The sequence below is a fragment of the Mesorhizobium sp. ISC11 genome, assembly GCF_037162595.1.
In the GTDB taxonomy this organism is placed as follows: Bacteria; Pseudomonadota; Alphaproteobacteria; order Rhizobiales; family Rhizobiaceae; genus Mesorhizobium; species Mesorhizobium ciceri.
The window spans coordinates 6,220,806-6,237,055 of record NZ_JAVSPW010000001.1; the positions used below are offsets into that span (position 1 = coordinate 6,220,806).

Annotated in this window: 15 protein-coding genes; 8 read left to right on the forward strand and 7 right to left on the reverse strand. The window is 62.9% G+C overall.

Annotated features, from left to right (window positions below):
* Positions 1 to 20: 20 nt before the first annotated feature.
* The 4 genes from RPF88_RS30090 to RPF88_RS30105 all read right to left on the reverse strand — a co-directional run bounded on the left by RPF88_RS30090 (position 21) and on the right by RPF88_RS30105 (position 3,869).
* Entirely contained in the window at positions 21 to 791 is a 771-nt protein-coding gene (locus RPF88_RS30090) for a helix-turn-helix transcriptional regulator (protein WP_027161441.1), read from the reverse strand.
* A complete protein-coding gene (locus RPF88_RS30095) occupies positions 788 to 1,498 on the reverse strand; it encodes a helix-turn-helix transcriptional regulator (RefSeq protein ID WP_013529810.1) in 711 nt (236 codons plus the stop codon). Before RPF88_RS30095 ends, RPF88_RS30090 begins: the two co-directional genes overlap by 4 nt.
* Before the next feature lie 551 nt (positions 1,499 to 2,049).
* A complete protein-coding gene (locus RPF88_RS30100; protein ID WP_127367437.1) occupies positions 2,050 to 3,081 on the reverse strand; it encodes a histone deacetylase family protein in 1,032 nt (343 codons plus the stop codon).
* A 26-nt stretch (positions 3,082 to 3,107) separates the two neighbouring features.
* Positions 3,108 to 3,869 (reverse strand): TetR/AcrR family transcriptional regulator, encoded by a 762-nt coding sequence (locus tag RPF88_RS30105; protein ID WP_224675608.1) that lies wholly within the window; start codon positions 3,867 to 3,869, stop codon positions 3,108 to 3,110.
* Positions 3,870 to 4,023: 154 nt separating this feature from the next.
* Between RPF88_RS30105 and RPF88_RS30110 the strand changes: the two genes are divergently transcribed.
* The 8 genes from RPF88_RS30110 to RPF88_RS30145 all read left to right on the forward strand — a co-directional run bounded on the left by RPF88_RS30110 (position 4,024) and on the right by RPF88_RS30145 (position 14,647).
* Positions 4,024 to 5,703 (forward strand): amidohydrolase, encoded by a 1,680-nt coding sequence (locus tag RPF88_RS30110; RefSeq protein WP_337123766.1) that lies wholly within the window; start codon positions 4,024 to 4,026, stop codon positions 5,701 to 5,703.
* Between the two features lie 141 nt (positions 5,704 to 5,844).
* A complete protein-coding gene (locus RPF88_RS30115) occupies positions 5,845 to 6,939 on the forward strand; it encodes an ABC transporter ATP-binding protein (RefSeq protein ID WP_013529814.1) in 1,095 nt (364 codons plus the stop codon).
* Between the two features lie 2 nt (positions 6,940 to 6,941).
* On the forward strand, positions 6,942 to 7,862 hold the full coding sequence (locus tag RPF88_RS30120; RefSeq protein WP_013529815.1) for an ABC transporter permease: 921 nt from the start codon (positions 6,942 to 6,944) through the stop codon (positions 7,860 to 7,862).
* Positions 7,855 to 8,655: an ABC transporter permease gene (locus RPF88_RS30125; protein WP_013529816.1), complete on the forward strand. Its 801-nt coding sequence runs from the start codon at positions 7,855 to 7,857 to the stop codon at positions 8,653 to 8,655. The genes RPF88_RS30120 and RPF88_RS30125 overlap by 8 nt, the downstream gene beginning before the upstream one ends.
* A gap of 23 nt (positions 8,656 to 8,678) precedes the next feature.
* A complete protein-coding gene (locus RPF88_RS30130) occupies positions 8,679 to 9,713 on the forward strand; it encodes an ABC transporter substrate-binding protein (RefSeq protein WP_027161445.1) in 1,035 nt (344 codons plus the stop codon).
* A gap of 64 nt (positions 9,714 to 9,777) precedes the next feature.
* Positions 9,778 to 10,974 carry a serine hydrolase domain-containing protein gene (locus RPF88_RS30135; RefSeq protein WP_337123767.1) on the forward strand — a complete coding sequence of 399 codons (1,197 nt, stop codon included), beginning with the start codon at positions 9,778 to 9,780 and terminating at the stop codon, positions 10,972 to 10,974.
* Positions 10,975 to 11,011: 37 nt separating this feature from the next.
* Entirely contained in the window at positions 11,012 to 12,193 is a 1,182-nt protein-coding gene (locus RPF88_RS30140) for a serine hydrolase domain-containing protein (RefSeq protein WP_063168912.1), read from the forward strand.
* Positions 12,194 to 12,319: 126 nt separating this feature from the next.
* Positions 12,320 to 14,647 (forward strand): Tex family protein, encoded by a 2,328-nt coding sequence (locus tag RPF88_RS30145; protein WP_337123768.1) that lies wholly within the window; start codon positions 12,320 to 12,322, stop codon positions 14,645 to 14,647.
* Positions 14,648 to 14,705: 58 nt separating this feature from the next.
* On the opposite strand, the gene RPF88_RS30150 is transcribed toward RPF88_RS30145, so the two are convergent.
* Genes RPF88_RS30150 through RPF88_RS30160 form a run of 3 tightly spaced genes read right to left on the reverse strand, consistent with a single transcriptional unit; the run spans position 14,706 to position 16,225 of the window.
* Entirely contained in the window at positions 14,706 to 15,017 is a 312-nt protein-coding gene (locus RPF88_RS30150; protein ID WP_024502672.1) for a type II toxin-antitoxin system RelE/ParE family toxin, read from the reverse strand.
* A gap of 3 nt (positions 15,018 to 15,020) precedes the next feature.
* Positions 15,021 to 15,275 carry a type II toxin-antitoxin system ParD family antitoxin gene (locus RPF88_RS30155; RefSeq protein WP_063173003.1) on the reverse strand — a complete coding sequence of 85 codons (255 nt, stop codon included), beginning with the start codon at positions 15,273 to 15,275 and terminating at the stop codon, positions 15,021 to 15,023.
* A gap of 53 nt (positions 15,276 to 15,328) precedes the next feature.
* Positions 15,329 to 16,225 (reverse strand): LysR family transcriptional regulator, encoded by an 897-nt coding sequence (locus RPF88_RS30160; protein WP_337123769.1) that lies wholly within the window; start codon positions 16,223 to 16,225, stop codon positions 15,329 to 15,331.
* Positions 16,226 to 16,250 lie beyond the last annotated feature (25 nt).

Sequence of the window (16,250 nt, forward strand, 5' to 3'; positions counted from 1 at the left end):
CGAAGCGCTGCCGAATTCCCCTATTCGATCAAGCCCAGCCGCAGCGCCTTGGCAACGGCCTGGTTGCGATTGACGGCGTTGAGCTTCTGGGTCGATTGGGTCAGATACTGGTTGGCGGTGTGCACCGACAGTTTCAGGAGTCGCGCGATCTCCTCGCTGGTGTTGCCGTTGGCGGTCAGCTTCAGGCATTCGAGTTCGCGCTTGGAGATTGCACGCATGCGGCCGGCATCGCCCGGACGGATGCGGGCGACGGCGGCGAACAGCGAAAAGCAGCGAGCGTGTATTTCGTAGAGCGCATCCTGCTGCAAGGTCATCTCCGAGCCCAGGAACACGACAAGGCCGCATTGGCCGCGGTCGGCGTGCACGGGAAAAGCGATGCCGCTGGTTCCGGGCACCAGCGCCGCCATCCGCTCGGTCCAGGCGAAATCGCCAAACAGCTCCGCCGTGGCAGGGACGCCGTCATCCGTCCACCAGCGCGGTTCGGTCGAGATGCGGGTGTGGCGCACGATCTCCTCGCCGTTGGCGCCTGAGATGAACTTGGTCGCCACCGCAATGCCGGGATAATCGGAATCGAAGCATGGCACGAGCCGCGCCCGCTCGGGCGAGGGGCTTACGAAGAAGAGGCCGAAAGCCGAGGCATTCATGTCAACGGCGATCCAGCGGCAGCGGCGCACGGCATCGGGAATGGTGACCGCGTGATGGGTTTCGGAGCCAAGGGTGAAGGCCCCGAACGGGTTGCGCTGCTCGTTGAAAAGGGCTTCGGCCGTTTCCTTGATATCGGCGTGTTTCAAATGATGCCGCTCCTGATCGCCGTGGCGATGGCCATCGCGCGGTTGCTGGCCGCGAATTTCTGGATGGCGTGGGTGATGTAGCTGTTGACGGTGTTGGAGGAGACGCCAAGGATGACGGCGACCTCGTCGGTGGTCTTGCCTTCGGAAACCCAGAACAGGCATTCGCGCTCGCGATCCGACAACGGGTCCTGCATGGCGGCGGCGGCAATCAGTTGCGGGATGTGCGAGAGCGCGTAGCAGCATTTCAGCTGCGCGCGCATCAGCGCCGGCTGGTCGATGCTGCCGGCGGTCGCCGCAGAGAACAGGGCAAACAGGCGCTGGCGGCCGACATTGAGGCGCAGCGAATAGATCTCGGCATGGCCGAGCACGTCGAGAAGGCGGGCTTCCTCGCCGGTGACCAATCCGTCTGCTTCTGGTGCCCGAGATGCCACCAGGGGCTGTGGGCGGATGCCTGGCGCGACGGTGAGCGCGCCTTGCGCAAGCCCGGCGATCAATCGCTTGCCGATCAGCTCGATGGCATCGAAAATCCAGTTGGAGGAGACGATGCGCGCATCGTTGCGGTCCTGGTCGTGGACGATGGCGACCAACATGTAGCTGTCGGCGCCGATCTCGGCGGTCAATTGCATGAAAAAGCTGGTGAGATCGCCGCGCGACGTCAGGCGCGAGCCCAATGTGTCGGATTGAAGACGTGCGGCGGGACTGCTCATTCTTGTTGCTTTTGGCCGGAATCGTTTCTGCTGTCCGGATACTGGAAGCCAGCCGCCGAACCCGAATACGCATTACTTTGACGAAGACACACGCGTGGCGCAGGGCTGCACCGAACCAAATCCCGAATCCATTCAGGGAACGCGAAGCCGTCCGCGTCTGGTGCCGGAAAAGCTCCGGAACAAAAGACTTTGGGTGGTCGCCGCGCCCCCCAGGACCGGCTGATTCGGGTCTAATCTACCCGCAGTTGAATCTGACATCAAACGCGATTTGACAAAATCGAATCCGGTGGACTCATGTGCGACTCACAAGTCGGTTTTCGCGCCCTGGACAGAAGACCGGGACGCGAAAATCTTCGCCGGCCACCTCGGCGGCTGGTCGATTTCGCCAGGGTCGGGAGCATTGGACAGACGGGCGCGCCGGTTGCTGTGCCGAAGACTGGTGCCTTGGCCCGATAGTGGGAGCCGGGCGATGTTGCCGCCCGGTCCCGGTGGTCCTTTGCTTATGCCTGTCGTTGTCCCAAAATCGCCAGATGCTCCTGGACGACAGGCATTTACCGATCCTCGAACCCGGTCAGCACGCCGACCGCGTTGATGCCGATCTCCTCGACGGCATAGCCGCCTTCCATGATGAACAGCGTCGGCAGGCCGAGCCTGGCGATGCGGCGGCCGATCTTGGGATAATCAGACGTCTTCAGCTTGAACTGGCTGATCGGGTCCTTCTCGAACGTATCGACACCCAGCGAGACGATGACGACATCCGGTGCATAAGCGGCGAGCCTGCCGCAGGCATCCTCGAGCGAGGCGTTCCATGCATCCCAGTCGGTGCCGAAGGGCATCGGATAATTGATGTTGAAGCCTTCGCCGGCACCCGCGCCGCGTTCGTCGGCATGGCCGAGGAAGAACGGGTACTCGACCATCGGATCGCCATGCAGATTGAGCACCTGGACGTCGGCACGGTCGTAGAAGATCTCCTGCGTACCGTTGCCGTGATGGTAGTCGACATCGAGGATCGAGATGCGTTTGGCGCCGTGGTCGCGGAACCATTGCGCGGCGACAGCGGCGTTGTTGATATAGCAATAGCCGCCCATGAAGCCAGCCCCGGCATGGTGGCCGGGTGGACGGCAGAGCGCGAAGGCGGAAGCCTCGCCATCCTTGAGCAGGCCGGCGGCGGTCAGCGCTACGTCGTAGGAAGACTTGATCGCGGCCCACGTGCCTTCGACGAAAGTGGCGCCGGCATCGAAGGAATAATAGCCGAGCAGCGCGTCGACGCGCTTTGGCGGCACGTCGCCGCGCAGGCCGCGCGTCGGCCATGTGAAGGGCATCGCCGTGCCTGTGAGACCTGCTTCCAGCCATTGCGGCCAGACCGTCGGGAGAAAGTCGATATAGTCTGATTTGTGGATGCGCTTGGCGGCGGCGAGGTCATGTTCGTGCGGCGCGATGATGGGACCCAGTTTCTCGCTTTCGACCCGCGCCTTGATGAATTCGGCCCTCGATGGCTTCTCGAAACCCGGCACGATGGCTGATGTGACCAGTTCCATTTGACCGGCATGGCCGGCGTGAAGGGGGGAGAAAACAGTCTTCATAAATTCCTCTCGAAGTGCGAAATCAGTCAAGATTCAAGATTGAGATAAGGGCTCACCAGAGCGAGCCACATTCTTTCCACATCGTCCTCGATGAGGTCGTATGTCTTGCGGTCTCTTTTCAGCCCGACAAGCCGGCAGGCGTGCCCGACGTCCATCATCAGCACGCCGAGCCGGCTGGCGACATTGTCTTCAAGCGCCGGGTTCACATGCTGCAGCCATGCGGCGTAGAGCGCGATGATCTGCTCGTCATATTCGTTCTGGATCGGCCTGAGGTCGGCGTTGCCTGAAATGGCCTCTATCACCGGCATCAGGCTGGCGTTTTCGAGGTAGAGTCTGGACGTGTCGATGAAGAGCTTGCGCACTTCCTGCCGAAACTCTTCACGGTTGGTGGGCGGGGCGACCTTGATACGCTTGGCGATCACCTCGGGAAAGGATGACAGCCAGCGCCGGGCGAGGTCCAGAAGAATGGCTTCCTTGTTGGGAAAGTATTGGTAGATCGAACCAACCGACAAGCCTGCGCGCTGCGCAATGGCCAGCGTCGTCGGCGTCTTGGTTCCTTGCTCCCGCGTCAAGACCAGCGCTGCGTCGAGAATCCGGTCGACCACCTTGCTGGAGCGTTTTTGCCGCGGCTGTTTGCGCGGTTCGAGCGCTATCCTGGTTTTGCGGTCGAGACTGCGCTTCACCGTCCGATGTCCTCGTTCCCCGCCCGGTCTCAACATGGTGGGAGCTTGCTGTCCACGATACATTCCAGATTCGGTATGTTGACAAACGCGAATAATCAGTCGCATTCTTTATCCACGCTGCCTCTTGGGATGACAAGGGGAATTTCCAAGACAGCGCGCTGGCATTCTTTTTCGTCCCATGGCGCCGCTCCGGTGGAGTGGCAGGTCGTTGGCCAAGAGGTTGTCGGTCTCAGTCAGTCGTCAAAAGCGCGGAGTCGCGATGTCTGTCACAGGTGCAGGTCACAATGCGGATCTGATCGTCATCAATGGTCGTGTACTGACCATCGACGACGACAATCCCACCGCCGAGGCCGTCGCCGTCAAGGACGGCGCAATCATCGCCATCGGCAGCCGCGCCTCCATCGAAGAGTTCAAGGGACCGGCCACCAAGGTAATCGACGCCAAGGGCGGCTCCGTCCTGCCGGGTTTCATCGAAGCCCACATGCATCTGTTTTCGGGCGGGGCTGAACTTGCCCACCTTCAACTCACCGGTATCCATGGCTTCGAGGCGCTGCAGAAGGCGATCCGCGACTATGCGCCTACCCGGCCCGACGCGAAGATGCTGGTCGGCCAAGGCGTCGACTACACCGTGCTCGGCAGCGAGCGCGTGACGCGCCATCACCTCGACGCCATTTTGCCCGATCGTCCGTTCTGCATGGCGGCGCCCGACCATCACACCATGTGGGCCAACACCAAGGCGTTGGAAATGGCCGGCATCCTGCAGGGGCGCACGCTCGGCCCTGGCAATGAGATTGTCATGGGTGACGATGGACTGGCCGCCGGCGAATTGCGCGAAGGCGAGGCCTTTGGCCCGGTGCTCGACCTTGCCGGCGAAAACCGGGTGCGGCTGGGGCTGTCGACCGGCGGCGAGCCGGACCCGATGCCGACGGCGGCCGAGCGGGACGCCGACCGCGACATCATGCGGCGCGGGCTCGCCTGGTGCGCCCGCCACGGCATCACCTCGATCCAGAACATGGACGGCAACCTCTACCAGCTTGAGCTGCTGGCCGAGATCGAAGCCGAGGAAGGCTTGCCCTGCCGCGTCAAGATCCCGTTCCACTACAAGAATTTCATGACGCTCGACATGCTCGACAAGGCATCTGGTATGGCCGAAAGCTACAACAGCGAATGGCTGTCGTCGGGCATGGTCAAGGTGTTCTACGACGGGGTGCTCGACTCCTGGACAGCTGTCATGGTCGAGCCATACGCCGACCGGCCCGACTGGGTGGGCGAGCCGCTGTTCACGCCGCAACAATTCATCGATCTGGCCGTCGCGGCCGACAGGCGCGGGCTGCAGATCGCCGTGCATTCGATCGGCGACGGCGCCGTGCGCGCGGTGCTCGACGGTTATGAGGCGGCGCAGAAGGCGAACGGCAAGCGCGACAGCCGTCACCGGGTCGAGCACATCGAGGTCACGACCACATCGGATGTGCCGCGTTTCGCAGAACTCGGCGTCATTGCTTCCATGCAACCGCCGCATCCGCCCGGCGCCATGGATTTTCCGCTGGAGCCGACGGTGTCGCGCATCGGGCCGGCACGCTGGCCGCTGAGCTATGCCTGGCGAACCTTGAAGGATGCCGGCGCGCATGTCGTCTTCGCATCCGATTGGCCGGTGTCGCCGATCGATCCGATCCTGGGCATTCAGGCGGCAGTGTTGCGCAAACCATGGGCAGAAAGCGACCCGGACCAGAGTTTCTCGCTGCATGAAGCGATCGCCGGTTACACGATCGAGGGCGCCTACGCCGAATTCGCCGAGCACCGCAAGGGCACGCTGAGATCGGGCTACATGGCCGATCTGGTGGTTTTGTCGATGGATATCGAGAACACCGCCCCGGCCGATCTGCACAAGGTGCGGCCGGTGACGACGATTTGCGGCGGCAAGATCACCTATCAGGCCTGACTATGGCATGGGGCTTGCAGGCCTCAATGACTGACTGAACTGTGACCCAATGCCGGGCTTGCCAACCCACCGGCCATGTGGTCACATCGAACAGGGGAAGAGCTCCGCCAGCAAGAGCGGGGTCAACAGTGAGGCGTAATCGTGCCGGACAAACCGGATCGGAATGCGATTGAAGTAGTAAACGTCAGCAAAATTTTCGGATCAGGTGAGGGGCAGGTGGCTGCCCTCGACACGGTCTCGGTATCTATCCGCGAGAACGAATTCTTCACGTTGCTGGGGCCATCCGGCTGCGGCAAGACGACGTTGCTCAGGCTGATCGCCGGCTTCGACTTTCCAACCGCCGGTGAAATCCTTCTCTACGGCCAGGACATCGCGCCGCTGCCGCCCTTCAAGCGGCCGGTCAACACCGTTTTCCAGTCCTATGCGCTGTTCCCGCACATGACGGTCGCCGACAATATCGGCTTTGGCCTGGAAATGCTGGGTAAGCCGAAGGCCGAGATCAAGGCGCGCGTCGCCGAGATGCTGAAGCTGGTCAAGATGGAGGCACTCGCCGGTCGTCGCACCAGCCAGATCTCCGGCGGCCAGCAGCAGCGCGTGGCCTTGGCCCGCGCCTTGGCACCGCAGCCGAAGGTGCTTTTGCTCGACGAGCCACTGTCGGCGCTCGACTACAAGCTGCGCAAGGAGATGCAGATCGAGTTGAAGCGGCTGCAGCACGAGACCGGCATCACCTTCATCTTCGTCACCCACGACCAGGAAGAAGCGCTGACCATGTCCGACCGCATCGCGGTCATGTCATCGGGCAAGATCCTCCAGGTCGGTTCGCCCTGGGATATCTACGACAAGCCGGCCGAACGCTTCGTCGCCGACTTTATCGGTGAAACCAACTTCCTGACGGCCGCCATCAGCGAGATGGCCAACGGCAAGGCGCGCGCCACGCTCAAGTCCGGTGCGACCATTGAGGCGACCGTGGCCCAGGGTTTCCAGCCCAAGCCCAATGCCACGGTCGTGGTTCGGCCTGAACACGCCAAGCTGACCAAGGCCAAGGGCGAACTGTCGGGGAGGGTCGATAATATCGTCTATTTCGGCACCGACACCCACATCCATGTTCATCTCGACAGCGGCGAACTCTTCACCGTACGCCAGCAGAACACGCGCAGCGCGGGCTGCGGTTTCGAGAAGGGCGACGCGGTCGGCATCCTCATCGGCAGCGATGCCGCCCAGGTCCTGAAGGACTGACGATGGCGACCGCGGAAGAAGTCGCCAAGGCAGCGGAGCGGCGCGATGTCCGCGACCGCTGGCTTTTGTCAGCGCCAGCGCTGCTGGTCATTTTCCTCGCCGCGACCGGCCCCTTGCTGATCGTGCTGGTCTACTCGTTCCTGACGCCAGGCTCCTATGGCGACGTGAAGTGGCAGTTCTCGCCGGAAGCCTGGATAGCGGTGTTTCTGGAACGCGATATCTTCGACGACACGCTTTCGATCGCCGCCGCCCACGTCACCATCTTCCTGCGCTCGATCAAGCTCTCGGTGGTGACGACGATCGCCACCTTGGTGCTTGGTTTCCCGACCGCCTATTTCATGGCGACGCGCAGCGAAAAGACCCGCGATCTCTGGCTGTTCCTGATCACCATTCCGTTCTGGACCAACCTTTTGATCCGCACCTTCGCAGTGCTGCAGATCATCCGCAACGAAGGCATCATCAACACGATGCTGCTCAAGCTCGGCATCATCTCGGCGCCGATCCAGATCCTCTACACCGACACGGCGATCCTGATCGGCATGGCCTATGTCTACCTGCCGCTGATGGTGCTGCCGATCTACGCCAGTATGGAAAAGCTCGATTTCCGGCTGGTCGAGGCGGGCTACGACCTTTACGCCACGCGCTTCCAGGTGCTGCGGCGGATTATCTTTCCGATGGTCAAGCCGGGCGTCATCGCCGGCTCCATCCTGGTCTTCATTCCAGCGCTTGGCGCCTATGTGACACCGAGCGTGCTTGGCGGCGGCAAGAACATGATGCTGTCCAACCTGATCGAATTGCAGTTCGGGCAGGGCCGCAACTGGCCACTCGGCTCGGCGCTGTCGATCGCCGTCATGATCATCGTCATGGTGGCGCTGCTTGCCTATGTGCGCAATGCCGGCAAGTCGGGGGTGCGTCATGGCTAAGAACTTTTCCATCAAGCACCAGCCAGGATTCAGCGCGATCGCCGCGACCTGCTTTATCGTGCTGTATCTGCCGATCATCGTGCTGGTCATCTATGCCTTCAACGCGGCGAGCTCGACCTCCGAATGGGGCGGCTTTTCGCTGAAATGGTTCCAGTCGGCATGGCAGAACACGCAGGTCGTCGATGCCACGCTGCGTTCCTTCCAGATCGGCTCCATCGCGGCGGTGCTCTCCACGATCTTTGCCACCATGGCGGCGCTCGCCACCACCCGCACCGCGTCCTATCCCGGCCTCACCTTCAAGTATGCGGCGATCAACCAGCCGCTGATGGTGCCCGAGATCGTCACCGGCGTGGCGCTGCTGATCTTCTTCTCGCGCATCAAGATCTTCACCGGCTATTCCGGCATCGGCTATCTGGTCGCCGCGCACACGGCGTTCTGCATTCCCTTTGCCTATTTGCCGATCCGGGCGCGGCTTGAGAATATGGACCTGACGCTGGAGCGTGCCGCAGCCGACCTCTACGCGACGCCCTGGAAGACGTTCCGGCGCATCACGCTGCCGCTCCTGTGGCCCGGCATCCTGGCCGGGCTGATGCTGGCCTTCGTCATCTCGCTCGACGACGTCGTCATCACCGAGTTCGTCAAATCGGGCGGCCAGGACACGCTGCCCACCTACATGCTCGGCCAGATCCGCCGCGGCATCACACCCGAGATCAACGCGATATCGACCGCCTTCCTGCTGCTCTCGGTTGCCATCGTCACGTTGTTTTTCTTCGTCAGCAGGAAACGAGACTGAACCGAAAAATGGGAGTTAAAACCATGAACTGGAAGACAACAGCAACCGCCATGGGGTTGGCGTTGCTCGCCTCGACGGGCCTGGCCCGCGCCGACGGCGTGCTCAACATCTACAATTGGGGCAACTACACCAGCCCCGACGTGATCAAGAAGTTCGAAGCCAAATACAACGTCAAGGTGACCATCACCGATTACGATTCCAACGACACCGCGCTGGCCAAGGTTCGCCAGGGCGGCACCGGCTTCGACATCGCGGTGCCGTCGCAGACCTATGTGCCGATCTGGATCAAGGAAGGTCTCCTGCTCGAGACCGATCCGGGCAAGATGGAGAACTTCAAGAACGTCGCGCCGGAATGGGCCAATCCCGAGTTCGATCCGGGCCGCAAATATTCGGTGCCGTGGGCCTGGGGCACGATCGGCGTCGTCGTCAACACCGATGCCTACAAGGGTCCGGCCGACAGCTGGGGCATCGTCTTCAACACGCCGGACGAGCTGAAGGGCAAGGTCAACGTCGTTCCGGAGATGGGCGACGTCATCTTCGCGGCGATCAAATATGTCGGCGGCCAGCAGTGCACCGACGACAAGGCGGTGCTGAAGAAGGTGCGCGACCTCCTGGTGGCGGCCAAGCCGAACTGGATCGCGATGGAATACAACACCATCGAGAAGATGGGCGCCGGCGATTTCAAGGCGACCAGCGACTGGAACGGCTCGGCACTGCGCCAGCGGCTGGCCAATCCGGCCATCCACTACAACTATCCGAAGGAAGGCTTCGGCCTGTGGAGCGACAACGTCGTCGTTCTGAAGGAAGCCAAGAACGTCGACAATGCCAAGCTGTTCCAGAACTTCATCATGGATCCGGAAAACGCGGCGGGCCTCTCGGCCTTCCACCGCTATGCCAACGCCATCACCGGCTCGGACAAATACATGCCGGCGGACATGAAGGATGCGCCGGAAGTCGTCATTCCGGCCGATGCCAAGCCGAAAGGCGAATTCCAGAAGATGTGCCCGCCGGAAACGCAGGAACTCTACACCAAGATCTGGACCGAACTGCAGAAGTAATCGCTGCATGAGAGACCCGGCGGCACATGCCGCCGGGTCTTTTCTTTTCCGGGAATGGCCTTTCATGGACTCCTATCGCAACAGCGATCCGCGGCCGCCGATCATGCAGGGCTCGCCGCCCGCCATGGTGCCGCCGAAGCTCGACTGGGACCGGCCGCCGTGGAACCGCTGGGCGTTCCAGCACATCCGTGAAATTCTGCCGACCGCCGAAGTCTGGCGCGGCAACGGCCATCGCCGCCGTCTCGAACGCGCCGAGGTCGATCTTGACGGGCTGGCGGTCGAGGACAGCGAGGGCAAGCCGACGACACTCGCCGGGCTGCTCGACGAGACCTATACGGACGGTTTTCTGGTGCTCAAGGACGGCAAGATAGCCTATGAGCGCTATTTCAACGGCATGGACGAGCGCACGCTGCACCTGTCGCAGTCGATGGCCAAGTCCGTCACCGGTTCGGTATTCGGCATACTGGTCGGGCGCCGCTTGATCGATCCGGCCAGGCCGGTCACGGATTATTTGCCGGAGCTCGGCGCCACCGGCTGGGCCGGCGCCAATGTGCAGCATGTGCTCGACATGACGAGCGGCGTGCGTTTCTCCGAGGAATATACCGACCGCTATTCCGACATCGGCCAAGTCGATGTCGCCACCGGCTGGAAGCCGGTGCCGCCGGGCAGCGATCCGGATTTTCGCTGGCCCTCGCACATGTTCGAGCTGATCCTGGGCTTGAAGGACACGATCCGCCCGCACGGGGCTCAATTCGAATACCGCTCGATCGAGACCGACGTGCTTGCTTTCATCATGGAGCGGGTGACAGGCAAACGGCTGCCGCAACTGGTTTCGGAAGAACTCTGGCAAAAGCTCGGTGCTGATGAAAGCGCCTGCTTCACGGTCGACAGCGCCGGCTATGCGGTGGCCGACGGTGGTTTCAACGCGACGCTGCGCGATTATGGCCGCTTCGGCCAGTTGATCCTCGACAATGGTGGCGGCGTCGTGCCGGCCGGCTGGGTCGAGGCGACGCGCAACGGCAGGCATGGGCCGGACTTCAGCCCCAGCCTGCCGGAGGGCAGCTATCGCAACCAGTTCTGGATCGAGGACCCGCGCTCGCGCGCACTGATGTGCCGCGGCGTGTTCGGTCAGATGATCCATATCGACTGGAACACCGGAATGGTCGTGGTGAAGCTTTCGACCTGGCCGGATTTCGCCAATGGTGCCTATTCCATAGCGACGCTGAAAGCCGTGCACGCTATCGCCACGGCACTTCGCTGAGCCTCCACAAAGAAGAAACGACCCGGAAGGAAACGCCATGACCGGCAAAACCGTGTTCGAGACCCGCTATGGCTTCCGGCGCAACCAGGTCGTGCTCGCCAATTGGCGCGAGAACCCGTTCAACCGATGGTCGTTCCAGAATCTCGGCGAACTGGTGCCGACCGCCCGGGTGGCGGCGACGTCGGGCGTTGTCGAAATCCCCGTGCGTGATATGGGCGGCCTGCTCGGCGAGAAGGTCGCGATCGCCGGCACACCGGAGACAGTGGCTGATTTTCTCGCACGTTCGAGCACCGACGCACTGACGGTGATGAAAGGCGGCAGGATCGTCGGCGACTGGTTCGCGCCGCATATGGATTTCGGCGCCCGCCACATCATCTTTTCGATCAGCAAGTCGCTGACCGCCATCATTGCCGGCATACTAGAAGGCGAGGGGGTGTTCGACCCGGAAGCGCCGGTGACGGCCTACATCCCCGAAGCCGCCGGCTCGGCCTATGGCGATGCGAGCGTGCGGCATGTGCTCGATATGAGCGTCAGTCTCGATTTCGAGGAAGCCTATCTCGATCCGGAAAGTGCTTTCGCCCGCTATCGCCGTGCCACGCTGTGGAATCCGGGCGGCGGTACGGAGAGCCTGCGCGAATTCATCCTGACCCTGCAACGTCTTGCAGAGCCGCATGGCCAGACCTTCCGCTACCGCTCGCCGAATTCCGACCTGCTCGGCCTGCTGCTCGAGCGTGCGTCGGGCCAGCGGTTCACCGACCTGATGCGCGAGAAGCTGTGGCTGCCGCTCGGCGCTGTCAGCGAAGCCTCGATCGGCGTCGACATGGAAGGCACGGCGCGCACGGCCGGCGGCATTTCGGTGACGCCGCGCGACCTGGCGCGTGTCGGCGAGATGATGCGGCAAGGTGGCATGGCCAATGGCCGCCGCATCGTACCGGAAGCCTGGGTGCGCGACACGACCAGCACTGGCGGCAGTGCGGACGCCTGGCAGCGCGGCGCGATGCTGCCACTGTTTCCCAAGGGCCGTTACCGCAACAAATGGTACCAGACTGGACACGAGAACGGCGCCTATTGCGGCATCGGTATTCATGGCCAGTGGCTGTATGTCGATCCCAGGACCGAAGTGGTGATCGCCAAGATGTCGTCGCAGCCGGAGCCTGTCGACGATCCGCTCGATATCGAGATCGTCGCGTTCTTCGAGGCGCTCAGCCGGCTGATCTAGGCGCGCCGCGATCGCCACATTGGCGCACGCTTTCCTGTGGACCGCCGGGCTGATCGAAGCGCGGCGGTTGGCGGGCCGGACGTCTGCGCCTATGGTCGCCGCTCTTTGGATGAGAGCAGGAACGACATGGCATCCGACATCAAGCGCATTGCAGCCATCATCGCGGCCGAGATCAGCGCACGGCCCGAACAGGCGGCCGCGGCGATCGAACTGCTCGATGAGGGCGCGACAGTGCCGTTCGTGGCGCGCTACCGCAAGGAAGTCACCGGCGGGCTCGACGACACGCAATTGCGCGATCTTGCCGAACGCCTTGCCTATCTGCGCGAGCTCGACGCGCGCCGCGACACCATCCTTGGCTCGATCCGCGAACAGGGCAAGCTGACCGAGGAGCTTGAAGGCAAGATCGTCGCCGCCACCACCAAGGCGGAACTTGAGGACATCTACCTGCCCTACAAGCCCAAACGCCGGACCAAGGCCGAGATCGCCAGGGAGCGCGGGCTGGGGCCGCTGGCCGAAGCCATCTTGGCGAACCGCTCATTGGTGCCTGCCGAACTGGCGCTGGCCTATGTCAGCGAAGAGGTGGCCGATACCAAGGCGGCGCTCGAGGGCGCGCGCGACATCCTTTCGGAACAATTCGCCGAGAATGCCGATCTGGTCGGCAAATTGCGCAGCTACATGAAGGAGCGCGCCTTCATGCGGGCCAGGGTGGTCGACGGCAAGCAGGAGGCCGGCGCGAAATTCTCCGATTATTTCGACCATGTCGAGCGTTGGGCAAATGTGCCGAGCCATCGCGCGCTGGCGATGCTGCGCGGCCGCAACGAGGAAGTGCTGTCGCTCGACATCGAGGTCGATGCCGATGACAGCTCACCGGTGAAGCCGGTCGAGCGGATGATCGCCAATGCCTATGCCATCGGCGGCAGCCTTCCGGGTGACAGATGGCTGATGGAGGTGGCGGGCTGGACCTGGCGTATAAAACTGTCGCTGCACCTGACGCTCGATTTGATGCGCGATCTGCGCGAGCGGGCGGAGGAGGAAGCGATCCACGTCTTTGCCCGCAATCTCAAGGATCTACTGCTGGCCGCTCCCGCCGGCTCGCGCGCCACGATGGGGCTCGACCCCGGCATCCGCACCGGCGTCAAGGTGGCGGTGGTCGACGGCACCGGCAAGGTGCTGACAACGACGACGGTCTATCCATTTCCGCCCAGAAACGATGTGCGCGGCACGCAGGCGGAACTCGCCAAGCTCATCCGCCAGCACAAGGTCGAGCTGATTTCGATCGGCAACGGCACCGGCAGCCGCGAGACGGAAAAGCTGGTGGCCGACATGCTGTCCGACATGCCGGCGGACGGCGGGCCGAAGCCACTGAAAGTGATCGTCAGCGAGGCCGGCGCCTCTGTCTATTCGGCATCGGCGACGGCGGCGGCGGAATTCCCCGGCCTCGACGTGTCGTTGCGCGGCGCCGTGTCGATCGCCCGGCGGCTGCAGGATCCGCTGGCCGAACTGGTCAAGATCGAACCCAAATCGATCGGCGTCGGCCAGTACCAGCACGATGTCGACCAGTACCGGCTCGGCCGCTCGCTGGAAGCGGTGGTCGAGGACGCGGTCAATGCCGTCGGCGTCGATCTCAACACTGCCTCGGCGCCGCTTTTGGCGCGCGTTTCAGGTCTGGGCGCATCGCTGGCCGACGCGATCGTTGCGCATCGCGATGCGACGGGGCCCTTCGCCAGCCGGAAGGACCTGCTCAAGGTGCCGCGGCTCGGACCTCGGGCCTTCGAACAATCCGCCGGCTTCCTGCGCATTGCCAATGGCAGCGAGCCGCTCGACGCCTCGTCGGTGCATCCGGAGGCCTATGGCGTGGCGAAGAAGATCGTCGCTGCCTGCGGGCGCGATGTGCGGTCGTTGATGGGCGATAGTGCCGCGCTCAAGGCACTCGACCCACGCGTCTTCGTCGACGAGCGTTTCGGCTTGCCGACGGTGCGCGATATCCTGGCGGAGCTGGAAAAGCCCGGCCGCGACCCGCGCCCAGGCTTCAAGACGGCGACCTTCGCCGACGGCATCGACGACATCAAGGATCTGAAGCCCGGCATGCTGCTGGAAGGCACGGTCACCAACGTGGCCGCCTTCGGCGCCTTCGTCGATATCGGCGTGCATCAGGACGGGCTGGTGCATGTCTCGCAGCTGGCCGATCGGTTCATCAAGGATGCGCATGAGGTGGTGAAGGCCGGCGACGTGGTGAAGGTGCGCGTCGTCGATGTCGACATCAAGCGCAAGCGCATCGCGCTTTCCATGCGCAAGGATAGCGGCGAGGGTGGTGCTCCGCGCAGCGGACCGCGCGACAATGGTGGCGGCAGGCCGGCACCACGTTCGCCGGCACCCCAGCAACGCCAGCCGGAGCGGCCGGCGCAACAGGGAGCGTTCGGTGCTGCTTTGGCGGATGCGCTGAAGCGAAAGTAGCTATTCTGCGACGAGCCCTATGAGTGTTCCAGCCCAACGAGACAGGGAGGCGTGGAGTTCAAGAGCCATTGAGTGGCTGTCCTCCCTCAAGAATAGTTGGGATGTCGCGGGCACCATGCAAGACGCGCTCGACACGCACCTCATCGCCGTCGGTGGTGTAGAAAATAACATAGCGATGAAATGCAAAGGAGCGCAGGCCGGGCCATAGGGTCGGGCGGGGGACGCCGCCATGCGGCACGTCTGCAATGCGGCTACAGCGTTCCCTGAGCGCGGCAATGAAGCGCCGACCCGCAGCCGGATTTTCAGCATGGATGTAGTCGCTGATCTCTTCGACGTCCTGCGCGGCGGCTGGCGCAAATATGACCGCCATAGTTCACGGCTTTCCGCCGCGGTATTTTGCTTCCAGCCGCTGAAATACCTCTTCGGCAGGGATACCTGGGCCGCTTTCCACGCCTTTGCGGATATCCGCGCGCAACGCAGCAAGCTTTGCCTTGCGCTGTTCTTCGCGCTCTTCCAGCAGGCGCAGGCTATCGCGCATAACCTCACTGGCGCTGGCATAGCGGCCGCTTTCCACCAACTCGCGAACGAATGTCTCATAGCGGGTGCCGATGCTGTAGCTTGCAGGCATGGTCTCTCCTTTCGCTTTATCCAATATTATCAATTTTTGATAAACCGGCCAAGTCAAATTTGACGTGCGACCTGGCCCAGCAGCCAGTCGCGAAAACTGGCGACCGGCGGATGGCCGCGCTTGTCGTACGGGACGACGAGATAGTAGGCACTGCGGCTTTGCATGGGCTGGCCTGGCGCCGGCACCAGCTGGCCGCGCTGCAATTCGCCTGCAATAAGGATCAACGGCAGCAGCGCCACACCGAGCCCCGCCATGCAGGCCTGGGCGGCGGTGCCGAACTGTTCGAACTGCATGCCGGGTCCGGTCGGCGCGCTCAGGCCCTGATGCTCGAACCATTCGGTCCAGGCGCCAGGACGCGTCGCCATGTGCAGCAGCGGCAGGCGGCCGATATCGGCCGGTGAGGCGATGGCGCGGCCGGCGAGGAATTCGGGCGACACGACCGGCGCCACGGTTTCGCGCACCAACAGTGTCGAGTCGGCCTCCGGCCAGTCCGGCAGGCCGTAGTGGATGGCGGCATCCAGCCTCTCCCTGGCGAAGTCGAAGCGGCCGACGCGGGTGACGAAGTTGATGGTGATATCGGGATTGTTTTCGACGAAATCGGGGATCATCGGCATCAGCCAGCGCGTGCCGAAGGTCGGCAAAATGGCAAGGTTCAGCATGCCACTATGCCGATTGCTCATCAATCCAAGGGCTGCGTCACGCAATTGCCCAAGTGCTGAACGAACCGCCTCGGCGTAGATCTCGCCCGATGCCGACAGCCTGACATTGCGGCTGTCGCGTTCGAACAGCCGGCGGCCGAACTGATCTTCCAGTAACCTGATCTGGCGGCTGACCGCGCCCTGGGTCAGATCGAGCTCCTGGGCGGCGGCGGTGAAACTGCCGAGCCGGGCCACAGCCTCGAAGGCGGCAAGGGCGCTGATGTTGGGCAAAAGGCGGCGCTGGACACTCATGATCCATTCCTAACGATCATTGATC